Source organism: Acinetobacter sp. Ag2 (assembly GCF_001005515.1).
Lineage (GTDB): Bacteria > Pseudomonadota > Gammaproteobacteria > Pseudomonadales > Moraxellaceae > Acinetobacter > Acinetobacter bereziniae.
This window is the reverse complement of record NZ_LBNA01000030.1, coordinates 1-20,677: the sequence shown is the minus strand read 5'-3', so window position 1 is coordinate 20,677 and position 20,677 is coordinate 1. Positions and strand designations below refer to the sequence as shown.

At 39.2% G+C, this 20,677-nt stretch carries 21 protein-coding genes; 9 read left to right on the top strand and 12 right to left on the bottom strand.

Going from position 1 to position 20,677, the window contains the following annotated elements; translation table 11 throughout:
* Positions 1–7 precede the first annotated feature (7 nt).
* Together AAV97_RS03165 and AAV97_RS03160 are read left to right on the top strand one after the other, a co-directional pair.
* Positions 8–973, top strand: a complete 966-nt coding sequence (locus tag AAV97_RS03165) for a lipase family alpha/beta hydrolase (protein WP_046759784.1) — start codon at positions 8–10, stop codon at positions 971–973.
* A 430-nt stretch (positions 974–1,403) separates the two neighbouring features.
* Entirely contained in the window at positions 1,404–2,366 is a 963-nt protein-coding gene (locus AAV97_RS03160) for a lipase family alpha/beta hydrolase (protein WP_004826444.1), read from the top strand.
* Positions 2,367–2,800: 434 nt separating this feature from the next.
* On the opposite strand, the gene rplS is transcribed toward AAV97_RS03160, so the two are convergent.
* The 12 genes from rplS to ispH all read right to left on the bottom strand — a co-directional run bounded on the left by rplS (position 2,801) and on the right by ispH (position 13,968).
* Positions 2,801–3,172 carry a 50S ribosomal protein L19 gene (rplS, locus tag AAV97_RS03150; RefSeq protein WP_009586157.1) on the bottom strand — a complete coding sequence of 124 codons (372 nt, stop codon included), beginning with the start codon at positions 3,170–3,172 and terminating at the stop codon, positions 2,801–2,803.
* A gap of 204 nt (positions 3,173–3,376) precedes the next feature.
* Positions 3,377–4,126, bottom strand: coding sequence for a tRNA (guanosine(37)-N1)-methyltransferase TrmD (trmD, locus tag AAV97_RS03145; protein WP_046759783.1), 750 nt, complete (start codon positions 4,124–4,126; stop codon positions 3,377–3,379).
* A gap of 40 nt (positions 4,127–4,166) precedes the next feature.
* Positions 4,167–4,715 carry a ribosome maturation factor RimM gene (rimM, locus tag AAV97_RS03140; protein WP_004826439.1) on the bottom strand — a complete coding sequence of 183 codons (549 nt, stop codon included), beginning with the start codon at positions 4,713–4,715 and terminating at the stop codon, positions 4,167–4,169.
* Between the two features lie 22 nt (positions 4,716–4,737).
* On the bottom strand, positions 4,738–4,995 hold the full coding sequence (gene rpsP, locus AAV97_RS03135) for a 30S ribosomal protein S16 (RefSeq protein WP_004826436.1): 258 nt from the start codon (positions 4,993–4,995) through the stop codon (positions 4,738–4,740).
* Positions 4,996–5,140: 145 nt separating this feature from the next.
* Positions 5,141–5,626, bottom strand: coding sequence for a type IV pilin protein (locus AAV97_RS03130; RefSeq protein ID WP_005035428.1), 486 nt, complete (start codon positions 5,624–5,626; stop codon positions 5,141–5,143).
* Complete coding sequence (locus tag AAV97_RS03125; RefSeq protein ID WP_052945849.1) at positions 5,626–6,225, bottom strand: type IV pilin protein; 600 nt, start codon at positions 6,223–6,225, stop codon at positions 5,626–5,628. The genes AAV97_RS03130 and AAV97_RS03125 overlap by 1 nt, the downstream gene beginning before the upstream one ends.
* Complete coding sequence (locus AAV97_RS03120) at positions 6,213–9,992, bottom strand: VWA domain-containing protein (protein ID WP_046759782.1); 3,780 nt, start codon at positions 9,990–9,992, stop codon at positions 6,213–6,215. The genes AAV97_RS03125 and AAV97_RS03120 overlap by 13 nt, the downstream gene beginning before the upstream one ends.
* 15 nt (positions 9,993–10,007) lie before the next feature.
* Positions 10,008–10,838 carry a PilX N-terminal domain-containing pilus assembly protein gene (locus AAV97_RS03115; protein ID WP_005035422.1) on the bottom strand — a complete coding sequence of 277 codons (831 nt, stop codon included), beginning with the start codon at positions 10,836–10,838 and terminating at the stop codon, positions 10,008–10,010.
* A complete protein-coding gene (locus tag AAV97_RS03110; protein WP_171249343.1) occupies positions 10,835–11,851 on the bottom strand; it encodes a PilW family protein in 1,017 nt (338 codons plus the stop codon). Before AAV97_RS03110 ends, AAV97_RS03115 begins: the two co-directional genes overlap by 4 nt.
* Positions 11,827–12,375: a type IV pilus modification protein PilV gene (gene pilV / locus AAV97_RS03105; RefSeq protein ID WP_026040258.1), complete on the bottom strand. Its 549-nt coding sequence runs from the start codon at positions 12,373–12,375 to the stop codon at positions 11,827–11,829. Before pilV ends, AAV97_RS03110 begins: the two co-directional genes overlap by 25 nt.
* Positions 12,376–12,876 carry a GspH/FimT family pseudopilin gene (locus tag AAV97_RS03100; protein ID WP_046759780.1) on the bottom strand — a complete coding sequence of 167 codons (501 nt, stop codon included), beginning with the start codon at positions 12,874–12,876 and terminating at the stop codon, positions 12,376–12,378.
* Positions 12,877–13,017: 141 nt separating this feature from the next.
* Complete coding sequence (ispH, locus tag AAV97_RS03095; RefSeq protein ID WP_005035414.1) at positions 13,018–13,968, bottom strand: 4-hydroxy-3-methylbut-2-enyl diphosphate reductase; 951 nt, start codon at positions 13,966–13,968, stop codon at positions 13,018–13,020.
* A gap of 134 nt (positions 13,969–14,102) precedes the next feature.
* Here ispH and gmk point away from each other — a divergent pair, with 134 nt between their 5' ends.
* From gmk to AAV97_RS03060, 7 genes are all read left to right on the top strand, one after another.
* Positions 14,103–14,723 carry a guanylate kinase gene (gene gmk, locus AAV97_RS03090; protein WP_005035411.1) on the top strand — a complete coding sequence of 207 codons (621 nt, stop codon included), beginning with the start codon at positions 14,103–14,105 and terminating at the stop codon, positions 14,721–14,723.
* A gap of 112 nt (positions 14,724–14,835) precedes the next feature.
* Positions 14,836–15,117 (top strand): DNA-directed RNA polymerase subunit omega, encoded by a 282-nt coding sequence (gene rpoZ / locus AAV97_RS03085; protein ID WP_004718302.1) that lies wholly within the window; start codon positions 14,836–14,838, stop codon positions 15,115–15,117.
* 210 nt (positions 15,118–15,327) lie between these two features.
* Positions 15,328–17,439 (top strand): RelA/SpoT family protein, encoded by a 2,112-nt coding sequence (locus AAV97_RS03080; RefSeq protein WP_004826400.1) that lies wholly within the window; start codon positions 15,328–15,330, stop codon positions 17,437–17,439.
* 91 nt (positions 17,440–17,530) lie between these two features.
* Positions 17,531–17,914, top strand: a complete 384-nt coding sequence (locus tag AAV97_RS03075) for a RidA family protein (protein WP_004826398.1) — start codon at positions 17,531–17,533, stop codon at positions 17,912–17,914.
* A 197-nt stretch (positions 17,915–18,111) separates the two neighbouring features.
* Positions 18,112–18,306 carry a bacterioferritin-associated ferredoxin gene (locus tag AAV97_RS03070; protein ID WP_042088554.1) on the top strand — a complete coding sequence of 65 codons (195 nt, stop codon included), beginning with the start codon at positions 18,112–18,114 and terminating at the stop codon, positions 18,304–18,306.
* Between the two features lie 312 nt (positions 18,307–18,618).
* A complete protein-coding gene (bfr, locus tag AAV97_RS03065; protein WP_004826395.1) occupies positions 18,619–19,083 on the top strand; it encodes a heteropolymeric bacterioferritin subunit Bfr in 465 nt (154 codons plus the stop codon).
* Between the two features lie 498 nt (positions 19,084–19,581).
* Positions 19,582–20,622 (top strand): IS481 family transposase, encoded by a 1,041-nt coding sequence (locus AAV97_RS03060; RefSeq protein WP_046759779.1) that lies wholly within the window; start codon positions 19,582–19,584, stop codon positions 20,620–20,622.
* Positions 20,623–20,677 lie beyond the last annotated feature (55 nt).

Here is a 20,677-nt window from a genome sequence, read left to right as displayed (position 1 = left end):
ATTTATGATGAAATATGGACATCTGATCACAGGTCTATTTCTCGCATGTACTTTATCCACGACACATGCATCCAATGCACAACAAGTCACTGCAACAAAAGTAAGTTCTGATTATGCAAAAACCAAATACCCAATTGTATTTGCTCATGGTATGGCAGGATTTATTCGGGTTGGTGATGTTTTAGGACTCGATTACTGGTATCAAATTTTACCTAATTTGGCACGAAACGGCGCAAGCACATGGGCGACACGTGTATCACCGTTTAATTCAACCGAAGTGCGCGGCGAACAACTGGCTCAACAAGTAGAAGAAATTTTAGCCATCACAGGTAGCCAAAAAGTCAATTTAGTCGGTCATTCTCATGGTGGTCCAACCAGTCGCTATGTCGCGGGTGTCATGCCTACTCGCGTTGCATCCGTGACTGCGATTGGTTCACCACAAAGAGGCAGCCCAGTTGCAGATATCATTTTGAGTACAGAAGGTACAGTTCTTGAAGGACCCGTCGTCAGTCTTGTCAATTTATTCTCAAAAGCCATTGTTTGGGCGCAAGGCTTAGATCCAAAAAGTTTTCCTCATGATGCACTTGCTGGCGGAAAAAGTGTTACGACCGAAGGCTCAGTTTTATTTAATCGTAAATTTCCAATGGGCGTCGGTGCTACAGCATGTAGCGAAGGTGCTTATCAAGAAAAAGGCATTCAGTTTTTTTCATTTACAGGCAATACAGCCGTCACCAATCTTCTAGACTTGGATTCAGCACTGCTTGGTACAAGCTTATTGATCAACCTCGGTCATGATAATGATGGTTTAGTGTCACGTTGTAGTGCGAAATTCGGCAGAACCATTCGAGATAATTACCGCTGGAATCATTTGGACGAAATCAATCAATTTTTAGGTTTACGCGCACTCTTTGCGCCAGACCCAGTACAAGTCTATCGTGAACATGCCAACCGTTTGAAAGTACAAGGTTTATAAGTTCTCAACTTAAATTAGCCATATTGTATCTCTTTTTACAATATGGCTTTTGGTTTTGCTCATATCCCTTCGCTCAACATAACAACATCCATGTCGCCTCACAATAAAATGACCATCTATGAGTCAAAAGTGCAAAATAAACCAATCACCAAAGCTTCTAACAATTTTTATAAAACATAAAGCGCATTGGATATGAATGATTGAGATCAAATCACTTGTATGAATATTCTTTGACCTAGTTTTAAGCTTTCCATAAATTTCAATGGCTTTTATGAATTTAACACTGAATAAACATTTTTCCGAAATAAAATATTACATTTAAGGTTGTTTTTCATACTTTTCCGCTCGTAATTCATGACAATTTTGATATTTTTAAATTTCACTTAGAAGTGAATCAATAATAAATAACAATTTTAAATGGAGCTTCCCCATGAAATATGGATCATTGATGGCAAGTCTAATCTTGGCTTGTTTAGTACCCAGTGCGTATGCGTCTAATGCCCAGCAAATCACCACAAGTCAAACAACATCAACTTATGCTAAAACTAAATATCCTATTGTATTGGTACATGGCATGGCTGGATTTATTCGTTCAGACAATGCTTCAGGACAAGACTACTGGTACCAAATTGCACCTGACTTAGCACGTAATGGTGCAAATACATGGGTCACACGTGTTTCACCATTTAACTCAACAGAAGTTAGAGGTGAACAATTGGTACAACAAGTTGAAGATATCCTCGCCATTACAGGACAAACAAAAATCAACCTCATTGGTCACTCACATGGTGGTCCTACTGCACGTTATGTTGCCGGAGTGATGCCGAACAACGTTGCTTCGGTAACAGCTGTTGGCTCCCCAAACAAAGGGAGTCCACTTTCGGATGTGATTTTACGAGCAGAAGGCACTCCAGCTGAAGGTCCATTGGTCAACATGGTTAATTTTATTTCCAATATGATTGTTTGGTCTAAGGGCTTTGATCCCAAAGAGTTTCCGCATGATGCATTGGCAGGTTCAAAAAGTTTAAGCACCGAAGGCTCTGCACTTTTCAATAATCAATTTCCAATGGGCGTTCCGACAACAACATGTGGAGAAGGTGCATATCAGGAAAAAGGCATTTATTTTTATTCTTTCACAGGAAGTGCTGTTTTAACAAATCTTGCAGATTTAACGGATGCATTCTTGCTCAGCACCAGTCGCAATATTCCTGAAACCAATGACGGACTTGTCTCTCGCTGTAGTGCCAAATTTGGTAAAACGATTCGTGATGATTATCGTTGGAATCATTTGGATGAAGTCAATCAGGTTTTAGGCTTGCGTGCAATCTTTGCACCTGATCCGGTACAAGTCTATCGTGAACAAGCCAACCGTTTAAAATTACAAGGATTATAATAGCAATCAATCTTATTGACTTAATATAACTGAAATGGTCTTTGCTTTTTCATCAGCAGATTTTACCTGACATCGCTATCGCGGTTGGCGGCATGGATGCCGCCATCGGTCAAGGACGATATGAGCAAAAACAAAGCACTGCTTTGTTTGCAGCGCAAGATCCCTGTCAAACAAAGGATTTTTGTTACTTTTCGTCTCTAAAAAGTAAGACATCGCCAACGCAAATCAATTAAAACTTTAGATCTAAAACGTGACAGTGCAAGCTTTAGATCTTCAAGCAATCTATTGATCACTTTGATTTTATTGATCAAGAAAAATGATATTTTACTGTATGCATTTTTCAACAGGTTGACTATATACTATTTTCATTCATCAATGAGTCATAAAAAATGCGCCCAATAAGGCGCATTTTTAGCTGTAAAGCAAAGTTAAAATTAACCTTGTTTACGCGCTGGTAATTTCTCACGAATACGTGCAGCTTTACCAGACAATTCGCGTAGGTAATAAAGCTTAGCACGACGAACGTCACCACGACGTTTCACTTCGATTTTAGCAACGATTGGAGAGTGAGTTTGGAATACACGCTCAACACCAACACCGCTAGAAATTTTACGTACTGTGAACGCTGAGTTCAAACCACGGTTTTTCTTCGCAATCACCACACCTTCAAACGCCTGAAGACGCTCACGGTCACCTTCTTTTACTTTTACTTGGACAACAACTGTGTCACCAGGAGCAAAAGTAGGGATGTCAGTTTTTAACTGTTGGTTTTCAATTGCTTGAACTAAAGGATGTTTACCACTCATTGTGGGAATCTCCGATTTTGCGGAACAGAAGAGGTCTGTACAACCGCTGGGGACAGAGGCTAAATCGCATATCAACCCGTTTATCTTTCCCCTTAGCCTCATTCAAATATGAGAGAGTTTAAGGAGCCTATAAAAGACATTTAACCAAGGCTAAATATCAATTTGTTGAAGCATTGCTTCTCAATCTTGTGCTCGAACCAAACATCATTTTGCTGAGTCTTGCTGATCTTTTAGCCATTTCTTTTGCTGCTTGGTCAACTCAACTTTTTCCACCAACTCAGGTCGGCGTTCCAAAGTGCGTTGATAGCGTTGCAAAAACCGCCATTTTTCAATATTTGCGTGATGACCTGACTTTAAAATATCAGGAACATCCAAACCTTCAAAATGGTCTGGCTTGGTATATTGTGGGCAATCGAGTAGACCGTCCACAAATGAATCTTGCACTGCTGACTGTTCATCTGACATAGTATTCGGCAAACGTCGAATCACACTGTCTAATAGAACCATCGCAGGTAGTTCACCACCCGACAATACGTAATCTCCAATCGACCATTCCTGATCTACATATTTTTGGATCAAACGTTCATCGACCCCCTCATAACGTCCACACAGTACAATCAATCCGTCATAATGAATAAATTGCTGTACCGCAGGTTCGTTTAGGGTTTTACCTTGTGGAGACATATACACCACAGGGACATGAACCGCTCCTGCTTGCTTTGCAAGCTGTTTGGCATGCTGTATTGCTTTTGCCAAAGGCTCAGCCATCATCACCATACCTGGACCACCACCAAATGGACGTTCATCCACTCTTTTGTAGTTGCCCTCGGCAAATTCTCGTGGATTGATACAATGAACTTGTACAATGTCACGTTTCACCGCGCGTCCGCTAATGCCGTACGCTGTAATCGCTTCAAACATTTCAGGAAAAAGCGTAATGACTGCAAAAAACACCGCAGACTCCTCTATTTTCCTGCTGTGCCAATCCTAAGGATTAATAATCCACGCCCCAATTCACGTAGATACGACCAGCTTCGAGATCAACGCGTTGTACCACATCTTTATGCCATGGAATCATTCGCTCTTCACCATCGATGCTATCTGTTGTTGCACGAACAACCATTACATCATTGGCACCTGTTTCAAACAGTTCATGGATTTTACCGAGATTTACTTCTTGCTCTTCATCATTCAAACCTAACACTGTTAGACCTTTTAAATCAGACCAATAGTACTCATCCACACCCGGTTGAGGCAGTTGCGACTTTGAAATCCAGATATTAGCGCCAACCAAATTGTCTGCTGCGGTGCGATCAATCACACCTTTTAGCGCAACAACAAGACCTTTGCCATGTGGTTTCCAACGTTTTACATCGATAATTTGCCAACCTGCTTTGGTTTCTATGTACCAAGGCAGGTAGTCAAAAATGTTGCTCATGGGTTCAGTATTGGAATAGACCCAGAGCCACCCATTTAATCCATATGCTGAACGTAGCTGTCCAATCTGAATACGATCTTCGGGCACATTCTGTGTTGGTGTCATGGGCTACCTACTGCTGAATAAATTATGCAGCAGCTGCAGCTTTCTTCGCTTGAGCAGCTAAAGAAGCAACACGTTCAGAAGGTTGAGCACCTTGTGAAACCCAGTGAGCAAAACGGTCAGCATCTAAACGAAGTTTTTCTGCTTTACCTTGAGCTGTAGGGTTAAAGAAACCAATACGTTCGATGAAACGACCGTCACGTGCATTACGGCTATCAGTCACAATGATTTGATAGAACGGACGTTTTTTAGCACCACCGCGTGCTAGACGAATTACAACCATGATAGAACCTTATAGTTTTTACGGATTATCCTTGCACCGACCATCGATACATTTCAAACCCCTTTCATAGAGGGCGGTATTTTACGTTATCTTGAGTGTGAAAGAAAGATCAATTTTTGTTTATCCACAATTTTGAATTTAAATTTTATCTACCGTCCCAGTTTGTAGTTGCGGACGGGGTGCATGGCGTACCGTTATTCTTATCTGAACCTTTCGTCCAACATTTCTCTCCGCGGGAATTTAACACAATATGTCCATCCTCATATTGTTGACCTGATGACTTTGGCGTAGCAACAAGAAGCCATGTGTTTACATTAGCTCCACTAGCGGATAATGCATTTGTCCCACCTATATCAGTTAATTTCAGATCATAAAGTGCTGGACCACTTTTTGGGTATACCGTACCTCCAAATATCTGACTATTAGTTAAAACAAGACCTGAAAAATTATTATTCGCCATTTTATAATTTGCTAAATTTCGAGCAATTTGAATCATAGCCGTCTGCATATCAGTACGTTTAGTTTTTTTTACATACTGCTGATAAGATGGATATGCAATCGCAGCTAAAATAGCAATGATTGCTACCACAATCATGAGTTCAATCAATGTAAAACCTTTTTTACTAATCATCACCAACTCTCCATACCCGTCGCAGTGGTACCACATGAAGTATAATCGACATTAGCTTTTGTTTTGTTTTTACAACGAATGCCTGTACTTGTTAATAAATACGTATAGTTTTTATCTGAATTAGAAACAGCCTTTATTGCATAATTACGCCCTAAAGCATCATTATCCGTAAGATCCAGATTGGTATCATTTAAATCCTTAATCGTAATTGTATATTTGATATTTGTACCCGTTGCCCCAGTTGGTAAAACGATACTCGTCAGAGCGCTATCATTGTGACAACGATTACTGCCACTGATACTCACAGTCTCTCCATATATATACTTAGGATCAAAACATCTATAAGTAAAGTTTCGAGCTTTATGTTTTTCCATTTGTTCAGTTATTTTCTGAATTTCTTGCTCAGCTGCAGACGCATCAGCTCTTCTTGCATATTCTTGATATGAAGGAATTGCAATTATCGTAAAAATCGTAATTATGATGATTACAACCATCAATTCGATCAAGGTAAATCCGATCTGATTATTTTTTTTAGAACTTGCATAATGGCAAGTTCTAAAAAAAGCTGAAGGGTTGATAAAAGATTTTATTTGAGCCATTTATCGTACCATCTAGTTGGATTAATGATTTGCTGACAAGCCCATTTACCAGTCCCTTTTTCATTTCCCGCCAAAGTTTTATCTGAGCAAGCACTATTTGGCGTAGAACTTGTAATCGGTGCCATTGCTAGACCTCGAATACCAGTACCTATGACATTATCATTACACTCAGAAACACCAGCAGGGCAACCCGTTGTCGTGGTTTGGAAGCCTGTTTTTGACTCTTGCCCAGCTGCCCCCCCATCCACAGTACCATCTGTTTTTAAGCATGCACCATAAGGTAAACAAAATACTTGACGATCGGTTTCACCGACTACACGCGGTTTACATGGATCTTGCCCAGAAATACCTGTACCTTGTGGATCATAAACAGGAATAATTAAATTACCTGTAATTGCAAATGGTTCTTCATAGGCTTTCATTCCACCAGCAACGCGAAAAGCGGTCCCACCTCGTTCCGTACCATTGCTCATACTTGATAATGAACGATACCAACCTTGTTTTAAATTACCTGTTCCAAAAAAGGCATTTGCAATTTTACCTGTAAGCAATTGAGGGTTTTTCTGTAGTAGATCTAAGCTTAGACTACTCGTCTTAACTGAATATGTTGATTTCATTAAATTGGGTTCAATGAAGTCTCGATCAATCAGACCGTATACATTATTAACAGGTCGCCCAGATAACGCTGTCGTAGGTAATAACTTTTCTCGTCCTACTGTTGGAACAACATCGAGCGGTGTACTTCTATTTCCTGATGCTAAACCAACAACAAGAAAAGTATTTGCACCTTCGTCATGGATAGTTAAAGTTGGAGCTTCATAGAATCTAGGTGCTTTACTGCCAGTATAGTCCCAATCTTTATTATTCAAAGAATCATTAGTTGCAAGATTCGCAATTCGACTCACTCTAACACCAAAGTTACTGTAAGCTGATCCTGATTTAGTTTGATAATTATCTAAATCTGCTCGGAAAACCTGTCCGCCTAAATCCCCAAAATACAAGTTATCAACCAAACCATCTCCATCACGATCTATCGCACTGATACGACTAACAATGCTATGCTTTAGATACTTTTTGTCGTCAGTTGAATTCGCTCCATATGTTGCTGACCAGATCAAAGTCCCATCATTTGCATCAACCATATAGACGGCATTACCTTGTGCTTGTATTTTCTTATCACAACTAGTATCAGGGAAGTCTGCGTTAGACACGACCTTGCCTAGTTCAAATTGAGGGTTTTCATAACACTGGTCATACCCCCCTCCCACAATCATCACTCGTTTATTAACACCATTATATCTGACATTGGCAAGTACAGGTTTGGACCAAGACTGACCAATACGCTCAAATCCAGTAACGTCTGCGCCCAGTCTAAATTTCAGTTTTGGAGAAGAGGGGTTCAAGACATCCAAAGCATAATAGCTTGATCCCCCCATCCGCATTCCACCATAGATATTCATTGACAGCGCTTTAACAGCACTTGAGTTTGATCCAGAACCACGTTGAGTCTGATAAGTGGAATCGGATATCCAAGCACCATCTGTCCCTGAAACTGGGGCATTTGTATCTGTCTGCCCTTTAATTAAAGCTTTTGAACCTGTATCACTTCTTAGGAGCTCTGCTGGAATAAAAGCCATTTGTTCAGCTCCAGTTGAGCCATCCACAATATGTAATCCACCATCCATAGTGCCATATAAAACGGATTGACTACGTGTAGAAGTTAAATTACCAGTTTCATCTAATGTTCCAGAATAGGTCAATTGAACAGGAAGTGAATGGATACTGCCTCCCATAGCTAAGAAAGGCGAATTCGGTGTTTGCAATGAAGTAGGTAGTGTTGTAGCTGTTTCATCGTATGGCACACTAAAACCAAGATAGTTTAATAATTTTATTTTGGTTAAAACAGGAAAGTCTTTTAAAGTTGTTTGGTTTTTAAATTGATCCAACACATAGTTTGCCGCTCCACTCGTTGGTATACCACCCCCAGGCACCTTAATCAGATTTGCATTTTTGCCGGCATTGGTTAAATTTGCCCCACCAGTAGACTGAACATCTGTAAATAAATTACGTAAAGCATTTGGATTAGCTGTATAAGCATATTGCGGAGGATCAATCGCAAGATTTTCTGTTTGACCAAGTATTGGCATAGGAACTTTAGAATAAGCTCCACCCAAGCGAATTACCCCTCCATCATTATAAACCTTGCCACTATACACATTTGAACTATTCCACAAATCACGTGTTCCTGTATTAAAACCACCTTGTTTGTCATACACAAGTTTTGATCCAATAGCCGCAAATGCACCGGCATTACTCCCTGTTTGAATGACTTGGTATTTTTTTAAGTTCCCCGCCCAAATAAGATCTGAAGATTGGGGATTAGGTTCAAGTCCTCGTAAATATCCATAAGGTTGGAGTCCAGAGGGGTTTAAATTATCCACTGGAACAGAAATCGCACCAGTCGTTAAGGGTTCTAGAGGTGCTTTACCCAAGTTATTAATAAATGCAACAACACTATCTGTTACACCTTGAGCGGACTGAGTCGTAAAAAAACCTCCATTACCATAACCTGGAGACGTAACTGAAACAGAACCATTTCCTGGTGAGCAAGCATCATCACCTGTACGATCTGCTTGGGTGCGCGAGCTCAGTTTACATGCTTGCTGAACATGCGTCTGTGATAAACTATTAAAGTCACTGCCAAAACCGACAAATGCTGTTTGAATAGAAACTTGAGCAGGATTGCTTGTTTTATCAAACAGTCTTTTGGCAAATTCCCCCATACAATGCCAAGAAGCAGCTGATCCAGTATTTAATCCATTAGATGGGCAAGAGAAGTTAGTTCCATTATCATCTAAAACTACCGACATAATAGATGTTGCTTCAGATGGACTTGAACCATTTGCCTCACCATCCGACAAAATATAAACACCTTGCCCATCACAACTTACTCGCTCATCAACTGGAGGTAGAGGAGAGAGATATTGATTTCCATTTTTTGTGCTACTTGCTGAGTTATTAAAACCACTCAATGAAAGAATTACTTCGCTCCCTGAATAACAAGTACCTGAATAACTTCGCCCTTGGTCATCAATATATTTCGTACAGCTTTGTGAGCTCAAACCTGTTGTATTCCGTGTCGATGTAGACGTTCCACCCCAACTTGTACATGATGTCTTAGCACTATTCCATGATAAACAGCTCGCCCAATATGATGAATTACTTCCACCATATCTAAAATATACTTCGGCATTATTAAGCTTTAAAGCGGGACTTGTCCCCATTAAGTACGCAGCTGCTTCCGCAAACGCATGAGCTGTAGGTGTATTTCCTGAAGCAGATAAACCAGCAACAGCTTTCTTCAATGCCTGACGTTGACTCGAATTTACAGTTCCTAAAGCATTTGCCTCAACCAAAATTCTTGCTGTTTTACCATCACCATTTACAGAATAATGTCCTAATCCAACACGTACATCGGTTAAAATCGGATTATTACTGTCTAAAAAGGTGTTCATACCATTTTTTAAACGCGTTAATCTTGACCCTGATTGACCAGAGTCTCCACCGCTCATACTTCCTGATGTATCCAACATCATGACAATGGTTTTTTTCCCAGCTGTTGGTGTTGCATAAATCTGTAAATCACTTGCCTGTACAACAGAGGATGCGATTAATGTTGTCCCCACAAAACCAGCGACAAATGAAACACTTCGACTTAATTGAGTCAATTTTAATTCAGTAATGAACCAATTTCTCTGTTTTTTCATTTTCATTCTCCCAATTTACATTGGTGCTTCAATTTGAATATCACGAGATCGCATCTCAAACTCTTGAACTTGCGTGCTAATAGGAACACCGTAATTAGTTAAACAATCTGCTACGGTTTTTTTACCTTGCAATTCTGTACCTAAGTTATCGTTGATATAGCCCACAGTTCCTGCACTACCAATACAGTCATTTTGAATATCTGATATGTTGGAATGCGCAAAACTAGGCATGATTGCTGTAGTTGTGACACGAACCTTCGCATCGACCTTATCTTTAGTTTCAGTGGCGCCTTCTGCTTGATTCGTTCCTCGCTCTAAGTCAGCACCAATAGCACCTGGCTCTGAGATAATTTTAACCGCAACTTGAGTCACAACAGCTTCACGTGAACTACCAAAATCTTTGGTTAAATCACAAAATCCGCCGCGGTTTGAATAAACAGAATCTATTGTTGCTTTTGTATCATCATTTGCTGATTGTTGAGGAGGCACCAAAACTGTTGTATCAAAAGCAGTATCTATAATCTCTTTTGAGGTTGGCTTATAACAAAATATGACTTCTCTTCCTGGCCTTTCTTTGTGTAATGTAATTGCTTGACCGACAGCAGTTGTAATTCTTGTTAAATCATTATAATCAGAAGTATTCAAAAAATAATTGCTTGGTGTATCACCTGTTTGCGACAATAATTGTCCAACTTGGCTATTTGTTGCAATATTTAACGATGTCATGGCAGTGCGAATCCCCCAAACACCAAGAATTGTGACAAGTAACAACATAATCAACACGACAATTAATGTTGCACCTTTTTGATGTCGTAATGCCCCTCTTGCTGTTAAATTATTTTTCATTTAGGAACTCCCAAACCATTACGTAAGGCAACTGTCGTTGAATATACTCGACGCGCATATAAAGTCGATGTATCCTTCAATGTAATATCTTGATTTAAAACTGATATAGTTTTTGACAAATCAATATTCTGATTTTTCGTATCATCCATGGAGCGTACTAATACTGCTATTTTTACAGCAACAATTCGTGGAGGAACAACAGCAGGCGTTTTTGCTCTTGCCTTGCTGGCTTCAGCTCTATATTGATTGATTGAATAATATGCAAGACGATTATTACTGTCCCTCACCCCCAATTGCACAACAAAATGATCAACTCGCGGCATAATCACTTGTCCAGCATCGCCAAACCCTGAAATTGTACTCGGGTTTGCAACTGGAGTTACTCCTGAAGCTGTTGGCGTATTCGCATCACAAGCCAGAGCAAAATTATTTCCAGAACTCGCATCAGCAGGATCTTGTCTTAAGAAATAACGTTGAATCACATAATCGCCTTCTTGAACGTTATTCCCCTCACAATTCACCATTTCATTTGGGGCTACAAATTGAATCGTCAACTGATCACTAGTTTGGTTTACGTTAGATAGACCTTGCCACTCATTTTTGACCCCACTAACATCTTCCTGATTACCTTTGCTATGGCTTAATAAACCTTTAGAAATAAATGGTGCCGAAGATGGAAATGTAATATTTGTATTAGTATCTACAGCATCTCTTGCCGTTAAAATAATTCCACCACGAGGTGTCTGATCGTTTAAATCAGGACGAGTATTACCAAAATTGGCAAGGCGAATATCTCGGGTCATATAATCTAAACCAAAGATACCACTGTTTTGTAATTCTGCATTTGCTTCCTGCATTCGTGATGTCAAAAACCCACCTATAAAAAGTTGCATCGCTGCAGCGGCAATGATGAGTCCAATTGCTATTGCAACGATCAACTCTAAAAGTGTAAATCCTTTCCGGGCATGCAAATTATTTTTATATTTCACTAGTATGCCTCCATCATGAGACATTTTGAACCCGACACATACACTCCAGCGTCAGACATACAATTACTAATATTTGCAGCTGTAGCTGTAGCCGTTAAAGTCGTATCATCCCAAGCAATAAACAAACATTGTCGTTTCACAGGTGCAGCCGCCACACCTGGACAGTCATCCATAGTGATATGCATACCCAAATCAAAAGCTGCTTTTTCAGCAAGGTAAGCATCATAAGTAGCCATCTGTGCTGGAGTACATCTTTGTGCTTCAGCGACATTAAAACAATTGACGGTTGGGGCTGTAGGTGCAGTTGTAGATGAAGTATAGCTTCTCACTGCAGTAGGATAATTACTCTGACCAGCTGGATTTGCACGAATATTATCAGCGATACCGCGAAGAATTAGCATACCTTGAGAACGGTATAAAGCTTCAGAAGATGCATCTATTGCTCTTAGTTGCAATGCTGAATAACCAAGCACACCTATCGCTAGCAACAAAAGCGCAACAAGAACTTCCATTAACCCCACACCCTTTTGATTATTTATTATTATCATTTAACAAGTTCCCGTCGTTTGCGTCACATTACCAAGTTGCAAAACTGTAATTGTTCTTGAATTATTGCCTGCACATAGAATTATATTTTTCGATGCTCCACTAGCCCCCACCTCATTAAACACAACATTCGTTACACTGCCTGATTTCAATTCTACTTTTGGATCTATTTGTACTAAAATCACTCTGTTATCTAACACATCTTGCTTTTCTATAGCATTTGTAATTGTTGCAAAGTTTGGGATTGCTGATGTTGCGCAATCCAATTTAGTATAACTTGCCCCAGCAATCGTTTTATTTGGACAAACTGCAACAGCTCTTTTTAAAATTGCGGCTTGAGATTTAGCCAAATTAAAAGCATTGATCAATCCTCGCGTACTGCTAGTTAGTTTTTGATTGACAATTAACTTATTAAATGAGGGTGCAGCCATCATAACAATAACAGCGAAAACAGCTATCGTCACCATCAACTCAATTAAGGTGAATCCCCGATTATTTCGCATTACAACTCCATCACAACAAAACTTTACCCTATTTAAAATCATAACTTAAACACTTACAAAACCAATACAAGTTGGATAAAAGGCATAAAAAAGCAGATAACTGAAATATTCAGCTATCTGCTTAAAAATTAAGACTTATCTTTATGCTTGAGTTACATGAATCCGTAACTCTTTTGGCAAGCTAAATGTGATATTTTCCTCACGACCGTTGAGTTCTTGTGGTGCTGTTGCACCCCAGTCCTGCAAACGCTGGATGACCTGCTTAATCAAAATCTCTGGTGCAGAAGCTCCTGCAGTCACCCCAATTTTATGCTCAGGACTAAACCATGCTTGTTGCAACTCGTCCGCATTATCCACCAAATAAGCATGTTTCCCCATTCGCTCTGCCAACTCACGTAAACGATTTGAATTAGAGGAGTTTGGAGAGCCTACCACCAACACTACATCACACTGGGTTGCTAAATCTCGTACAGCATCTTGACGGTTTTGAGTGGCATAACAAATATCATCTTTTCGAGGACCTTGGATATGCGGAAATTTATGACGTAAGGCATCAATGACTTTGGCTGTATCATCAATAGATAACGTGGTTTGAGTAACAAATGCGACTTTTTCAGGATGTTTAACGCTTAATGATGCAACGTCTTCTTCATCTTCAACCAGATAAATTTCACCACCATTTTTTTTGTCATACTGTCCCATCGTCCCTTCAACTTCAGGGTGACCTTCATGACCAATGAGAATTGCTTCTGTGCCCTCACGAGCATATTTGGTGACTTCGATGTGGACTTTAGTGACCAACGGGCAAGTTGCATCAAACACTTTTAATCCACGACGTTCAGCTTCTTGTTGTACGGCTTTGGATACACCATGTGCACTAAAAATAACAATATTATCATCTGGAACTTCATCCAACTCATCAACAAAAATTGCACCACGTTGACGAAGATCATCCACCACAAATTTGTTATGCACCACTTCATGGCGAACATAGATCGGCGGGTTAAAACATTCAAGTGCACGATTGACAATGGCAATTGCACGATCTACACCTGCACAAAATCCACGTGGATTAGCCAATACAATTTCCATAAAATCCTCGTTGCTCACTTCAATGGTTGGATATATTTTAGCGATTAAACACAAACAATGTGTAAAAACTGTTTTGTTTGTCTGCGCTCTACTCTAAAATAGAGAAGATATTTTATCATATCAGGAAAAATATCATGTCGGGTTTATTGTTTGTCGTTTCTGCGGCTTCAGGAACAGGCAAAACATCTCTCGTGAAGGCGCTACTTGAACGTGTAAGCAATTTACATGTTTCTGTTTCTCATACGACTCGTGGTCAACGACCTGGCGAACTCGACGGTGTTCATTATCATTTTACGTCTAAAGAAGACTTTCTTGACCAAGTCAATCAAGGTGGTTTTATCGAATATGCAGAAGTGTTTGGCAATTACTATGGTACTGCACAAGCAACAGTAAAAGAACAATTGGCTAAAGGTCATGATGTGCTTTTAGAGATTGACTGGCAAGGTGCTGAACAAGTTCGTAAACTTTTTCCTGAATCTAAACAAATCTTTATCCTCCCACCAACTCAGTTTGATTTACGTCAACGTCTTTCAAATCGAGGAACTGACTCTGTAGAAGTAATTGAGCACCGTCTCAGCTGTGCGGTTGAAGACATGCAACAATATGTTAATTTTGAATACATTATTATCAATGATGATTTCAATAAAGCTTTGCATGATTTAGAGTCTGTGATCAACGCCAATCGCTTAAAAATTGAGCAACAAGCGAACCGTCATCAAGCTTTGATTACAAAGCTCATTACCCCGCAAAGTTAATTTTTTGAGTTGAAGTTTATTCAATAAGCTTCGATTAAAACTTGAGTATGTGATGAAAGCATTTTATACTGCGTAGTCTATTTAAAAATTTTGTATCCAAACGAGAATTCCTATGGCACGCGTAACCGTTGAAGATTGTTTAGACCATGTAGACAACCGCTTTGAGCTTGTACTAGTGGCAAGCAAACGCGCGCGTCAATTGGCACGTCAAGGTATTGAGCCTACTGTTGAGTGGGACAATGACAAGCCGACTGTTGTTGCATTACGTGAGATTGCGATTGGTCATGTGACAAAAGATATTTTGAAACAACGTGATCAAGATTATCAAACATCAAGTCTTGACCTTGCTTTATCTGCAAACAATCTTAATCTTGAAGGCTTTTCTTTCCAATAAGATCAGCTTTTTCTAAAAGCCTAGTTTTTCAACTAGGCTTTTTTATTGCAGTCGCTTCTCAACAAAAATCGCCTATTGATCGACAAATTTCAAAATATTTGTTAAAAAAATAAATATTTTTTCGATCTAGAAATTGACAAGTCGCTCAATATGCTTTTCATTAAGCATTAGGAAAAGATTTCAAATTTGTAATTTAGGATAGGTGTTTTTATGCCAGGCCAAGAGGTCAGCCAAGCCAAGCAACAGCTTAACGTAATTATCGACGCTTACTTAAAACCAAGCGATGTCGAGCGGGTTCTTACGGCTTGTGATTATGCTGATATTGCGCATGATGGTATTACACGTAAAAGTGGTGAACCCTATATCCTACATCCGATTGCTGTGAGCTGTATTTTGGCGCATATGCGTATGGATGCTGAAACATTAATGGCAGCTTTGCTGCATGATGTCATTGAAGATACTGATTTTACCAAAGAAGACATTACCGAAAAATTTGGCAAGACTGTTGCAGAATTGGTTGATGGTGTCACCAAACTCAGCCACTCCAGTGACAAAGAATATAATAAAGCCGCATCTTTCCGCAAAATTCTCCAAGCCACCTTGCAAGACCCTCGTGTAATTATCATCAAGCTTGCCGATCGCTATCACAACATGACCACGCTCGGCGCTTTACGCCCAGATAAACGTGCACGCATTGCTCAAGAAACCTTTGATATTTTTGTACCTATGGCACGTCTAGTGGGTATGAATGAAATGGCAGATAACTTAGAGCATCTGTGCTATCAAAATCTTGATCTTGATATGTACAATGACGTCCAAGAGAATCTACTCAAAACCAAACCAGAACGATGTAAATATCAATCTGTCTGGGAACAAAATTTAGCTGAATTGCTGAATAATTATAATATTCAAGGGCGTATTAAAAAGAAGAATAACAATATCGAATTATTGCGCCATTTTGTTAAAAATGAAATTGATTTGCAAGAACTCACCCATAGCCATGCTTTTGAAATTATCCTGCAAAGCATTGCCGACTGTGACCGTCTGGTCGATGCATTACGGGAAAACTTCCAAGTTTTAGACTATGAAGATCATATTCGTCGCCCACTCCCCGGTGGTAATCAATCTTTAATGATCAAACTAAAAGGTGAACGTACTACACTGTCACTGACCATTCAAACTGAATTGATGCGTAAAGCAGCACGATTTGGTGTGGTTCTAGGTGAAAATGCACCGCAAGCTTGCCGTTCAGCAATTCAAGCATCCATGAAGAATCTAGATCTCTTGGTGGGTAATGAATGTGCTAAAACTACATTTAGCGACTTATTGGATTATTTACATCAAGAAAAAATTTGGGTTTATACCCCACATGGTCAATTGCACGAATTACCGCAAGGCGCGACTGCTGTTGATTTTGCCTATTCAGCAAGTTTATTTTTGGGTAACCATGCTGTGGGTGCCAAAATCAATGGGGAAATTAAGCCACTTTCAACACCACTGGTCAGTGGTCAAGTGATTGAAATCATCACAGATGTATTGGCAACGCCAAACCCAGATTGGTTAAGCTTTATTAATACCCAAAAAGCACGACGTGCGATCCAAAATATTTTGCGAGATCAAGATCCTGATGAACAACGATTGGTAGGACAACAAGCATTAAACCGTGCTTTAAAATTGTTCAATCGTTCAATCAAAGATTTATCAGAAGCAGATTGGGCTGATCTGTTGGAATGGCGCCATATTCAAGATAAAGACACCTTATTTGAACAAATTGCTGTAGGTGATTTGCTTCCTCAATTGGTTGCCAATCATTTATATGCGCAATCGCAAAATACCGAAGAACATGCTTCAAATCGTTTAATTCAAGGGACAGATGGCGTAGATGTTAAATATGCACATTGTTGTAACCCTGTATTAGGTGATCCAATTCAAGGTCATTTATCACGTCGTGGTTTAATTGTTCATCGTGAGCGCTGTCATAACCTGTTGCATGAACAACATTTACATCCTGAAAATATCATGTTGCTCCATTGGACTTCTGAACAAGAAGACGATGTAAACTTCAATGCTTACTTAAGTATTGACTTGGTACTCACTGATGAGCAAATTTCGGAATTAATTTATCTCTGCCGTAAAGCAAAAACGGGCGTCGAATCAGTGCGTACACACGAAGATAAAACTTATGTGAATATCGTGGTGAATAATCGCAAACAAATTGCACAAATCATTCGTGAGCTCCGTATGCAGTTTGGTTTCCCTCGTATCAGTCGATTGGCAATGCCCATTGCAATGAATGAAACACTGAAAGCAAAAGCATGCTAAATTAAGCTGTACGCTATTTATCGTTATTCATTGATGAATGGTGTCTCGTTTATGCGTCATGATGAAATGATTAAAAATCAAGGAGAAATCAATGTCCCGCCAAGTGATTCATACTGAAAATGCCCCTGCTGCGATTGGAACTTATTCACAAGCGATCCTCGTAGACAATACTTTGTATCTTTCAGGGCAAATTGGCTTAGATCCATACAGCATGGAATTGGTTGATGGCATTGAAGCCCAAATTCGACGTGTTTTTGACAATTTAAAAGCGGTTTGCGAAGCGGCAGGTGGCTCATTGGCTGATATCGCAAAACTCAATATTTTCCTCACAGATTTATCAAATTTTCAGTTGGTCAATCAAATCATGGGAGAGTACTTTGCTCAACCTTATCCAGCACGCGCTGCGCTAGGTGTTGCTGCATTGCCGAAAGGTGCATTGGTTGAAATGGATGGTGTGGTGATTATCCCGCAATAATTGTGAAAAAAGCGTTTTTAGCTAAGCAATTGATTTAAAATGTATTAAAAATATACAAAAAATACTACCGATCAGGTGGTATTTTTTTATTCAAAAAGCCAATCATGATCAGTCGTATTTTAAATAAACACTATTGACAAGTGATAATAATTATCAATAATATTAGTTATCGCATTTAACCGCTAGGTTGAGTTTTCATGTATGTATGCTTATGTCGTGGTATTACAGATCAAGATATTAAAGACGCTATGGCTAATGGTGCGGAAAGCTATCGTGACGTGCGTGAATTATTAGATTTGGGTACCTGCTGTGGTCGTTGCGCACCTGAAGCAAAAAGCATTATCAATGAAGAACTCTCACTAATTGCTGCACGTATTTCTGTAGCAGCTTAGCAAAGCGATACCAAGAATTTTCCTATAACGATAATAAATAAGTTTTCTAATGATCTCCGGATCATTCTCCTCCCCCGCTTCGACTCAAAGCGGGTTCATTTTTTAAGATCATTACTCATCATAAAACGACATCCCTATTGTTTTTGATTGCGATTTTCATTTGCCGTTCTATAAATAACTCGTCAGCATCTCAAAAGTTGATTAATATAGACTGATATCAGATTGCCTTAATTACTATATTTCAATGACATCCTTTTGAGTGAAACATTTTGGATAGGATTTAAGGCAGAAATTTAGAATGGAGCTTTGACCATGAAAGGCAATCGTGACGTTATCAACCAACTCAACCAAGTGCTTTTTCACCACCTGACTGCAATTAACCAATATTTTTTACATTCTCGTATGTTTAATGATTGGGGAATTGAACAACTGGGCTCAGCTGAGTATAAAGAGTCTATTCGTCAGATGAAGCATGCCGATAAAATTATTGAGCGTATTCTTTTTTTAGAAGGCTTACCAAACCTTCAACATTTAGGAAAACTGTATATCGGTCAACATACGGTTGAAGTTTTGAATTGTGACGTTCGCAAAGTAAAAGAAAATATTGAAGCATTAAAAACTGCCGTTGCATTGGCAGAAACACATTTAGACTATGTGACACGTGATTTGGTTCAAGAAATTCTAGAAAAAGAAGAAGAGTATTGGGATTGGACCACTACTCAATTAGATCTTACTGAAAGTGTAGGCATCGAAAATTATATTCAAAGCCAAATGTAAGTTTGAGTCTGTAAAAAAATCCCCAACTGGGGATTTTTTAGCACTATGATTTGGGACAATTTACAGCTTTGTTTAAAGTATGAAATATAGTCAAACCGCCGGATTATTCATACAAATGATTCTGATATCACTCATCGATATCCAAAGAGCTTTATGCTCATTAGAATATTTTGATGATTCATTTATTTTGTACTTTTGAATCATCGATGGTCTTGCTATCGTGAAGCGACATGGATGTCGCTATGTTGAGCGGGGGTATATGAGCAAAACAATTTAAACTTTAGAGGTAAAGCGTGGTATTGCAAACTCTAGATCATCAAACAATATATTTATTGCATTCATTTTATTGATCAAGAAATTATATTTAACATGAGTTCGATACAGCTACACTTTTAACTTGTATTAGTTCAGATCTGATCAGACATTGATCTTGAAAAAGAGAAAGTTACCCGTTTTGATAAAGGTGTCGAATCTTAATCAAACAAAGGTAACTTTCTTATGTTGCATACTAACAATCAAATCATCAAACACAAAGTAGGCTTACTCAATTTAGCTGAAGAACTTCAGAATGTATCCAGAGCTTGTAAAGTCATGGGTGTCTCTAGAGATACCTTTTACCGTTATCAGGAACTCGTTGAATCAGGTGGTGTTGATTCACTCATCAACAAATCCCGAAGAGTACCGAATCTTAAGAATCGTGTAGACGATGCCATAGAACAAGCCGTTATTGATTTCGCAATCCAATATCCAGCTTATGGTCAACACCGCAGTAGTAATGAATTGCGTAAAAATGGTGTATTCATTTCAGGTAGCGGGGTTCGATCTATTTGGCTTCGCCACGATTTAGAGAATTTTAAAAAGCGATTGAAAGCCTTAGAAGCCAAAGTGGCACAAGATGGCTTTGAGTTAAATGATCATCAGATTGCTGCACTTGAGCGTAAACATGAAGATGATGTTGCTTGTGGCGAAATAGAAACACACCATCCAGGATATCTTGGAGCCCAAGATACATTTTACGTTGGCAATCTGAAAGGTGTTGGTCGAATCTATCAACAAACTTTTATCGACACCTACAGCAAAGTCGTTCATTGCAAGCTCTATACAACGAAAACACCGATTACAGCAGCAGATCTGTTAAATGATCGTGTACTACCATTTTATCAGTCGCAGGATCTACCAATGCTGCGTATCCTGACAGATAGAGGTACTGAATATTGCGGTAAGGTTGAACAACATGATTATGAGCTATATTTAGCCATCAATGATATTGATCACACCAAAACAAAAGCAGCATCCCCACAAACGAATGGAATATGCGAGCGTTTCCATAAGACGATCTTGCAGGAGTTTTATCAAATTACATTTAGGAAGAATCTATATAGTACATTAGAGGAATTACAAGCTGATCTAGACGTTTGGCAAAAATTCTATAATACTGAACGAACTCATCAGGGAAAAATGTGCTGTGGTCGCACACCACTGGAAACATTACTTGATGGGAAGCGAATTTGGGCTGAGAAGAATTTAGCTCAAATTTAACCTGACAGGCACACTAAAAAATGGGTAACTGTCAGATCTGGTTTGAGCTAGTACA

Coding starts and splice junctions, on each gene's coding strand:
- AAV97_RS03075 (WP_004826398.1), top strand. CDS start 17,531: ATGTCCCGCCAAGTGATTCATACTGAAAATGCCCCTGCTGCGATTGGA.
- AAV97_RS03160 (WP_004826444.1), top strand. CDS start 1,404: ATGAAATATGGATCATTGATGGCAAGTCTAATCTTGGCTTGTTTAGTA.
- AAV97_RS03165 (WP_046759784.1), top strand. CDS start 8: ATGAAATATGGACATCTGATCACAGGTCTATTTCTCGCATGTACTTTA.
- rpoZ (WP_004718302.1), top strand. CDS start 14,836: ATGGCACGCGTAACCGTTGAAGATTGTTTAGACCATGTAGACAACCGC.
- AAV97_RS03100 (WP_046759780.1), bottom strand. CDS start 12,876: ATGCGAAATAATCGGGGATTCACCTTAATTGAGTTGATGGTGACGATA.
- AAV97_RS03080 (WP_004826400.1), top strand. CDS start 15,328: ATGCCAGGCCAAGAGGTCAGCCAAGCCAAGCAACAGCTTAACGTAATT.
- pilV (WP_026040258.1), bottom strand. CDS start 12,375: ATGATAATAATAAATAATCAAAAGGGTGTGGGGTTAATGGAAGTTCTT.
- AAV97_RS03070 (WP_042088554.1), top strand. CDS start 18,112: ATGTATGTATGCTTATGTCGTGGTATTACAGATCAAGATATTAAAGAC.
- rplS (WP_009586157.1), bottom strand. CDS start 3,172: ATGAGTGGTAAACATCCTTTAGTTCAAGCAATTGAAAACCAACAGTTA.
- AAV97_RS03060 (WP_046759779.1), top strand. CDS start 19,582: ATGTTGCATACTAACAATCAAATCATCAAACACAAAGTAGGCTTACTC.
- AAV97_RS03110 (WP_171249343.1), bottom strand. CDS start 11,851: ATGTCTCATGATGGAGGCATACTAGTGAAATATAAAAATAATTTGCAT.
- AAV97_RS03130 (WP_005035428.1), bottom strand. CDS start 5,626: ATGATTAGTAAAAAAGGTTTTACATTGATTGAACTCATGATTGTGGTA.
- AAV97_RS03115 (WP_005035422.1), bottom strand. CDS start 10,838: ATGAAAAATAATTTAACAGCAAGAGGGGCATTACGACATCAAAAAGGT.
- gmk (WP_005035411.1), top strand. CDS start 14,103: ATGTCGGGTTTATTGTTTGTCGTTTCTGCGGCTTCAGGAACAGGCAAA.
- ispH (WP_005035414.1), bottom strand. CDS start 13,968: ATGGAAATTGTATTGGCTAATCCACGTGGATTTTGTGCAGGTGTAGAT.
- rimM (WP_004826439.1), bottom strand. CDS start 4,715: ATGACACCAACACAGAATGTGCCCGAAGATCGTATTCAGATTGGACAG.
- rpsP (WP_004826436.1), bottom strand. CDS start 4,995: ATGGTTGTAATTCGTCTAGCACGCGGTGGTGCTAAAAAACGTCCGTTC.
- AAV97_RS03125 (WP_052945849.1), bottom strand. CDS start 6,225: ATGGCTCAAATAAAATCTTTTATCAACCCTTCAGCTTTTTTTAGAACT.
- bfr (WP_004826395.1), top strand. CDS start 18,619: ATGAAAGGCAATCGTGACGTTATCAACCAACTCAACCAAGTGCTTTTT.
- AAV97_RS03120 (WP_046759782.1), bottom strand. CDS start 9,992: ATGAAAAAACAGAGAAATTGGTTCATTACTGAATTAAAATTGACTCAA.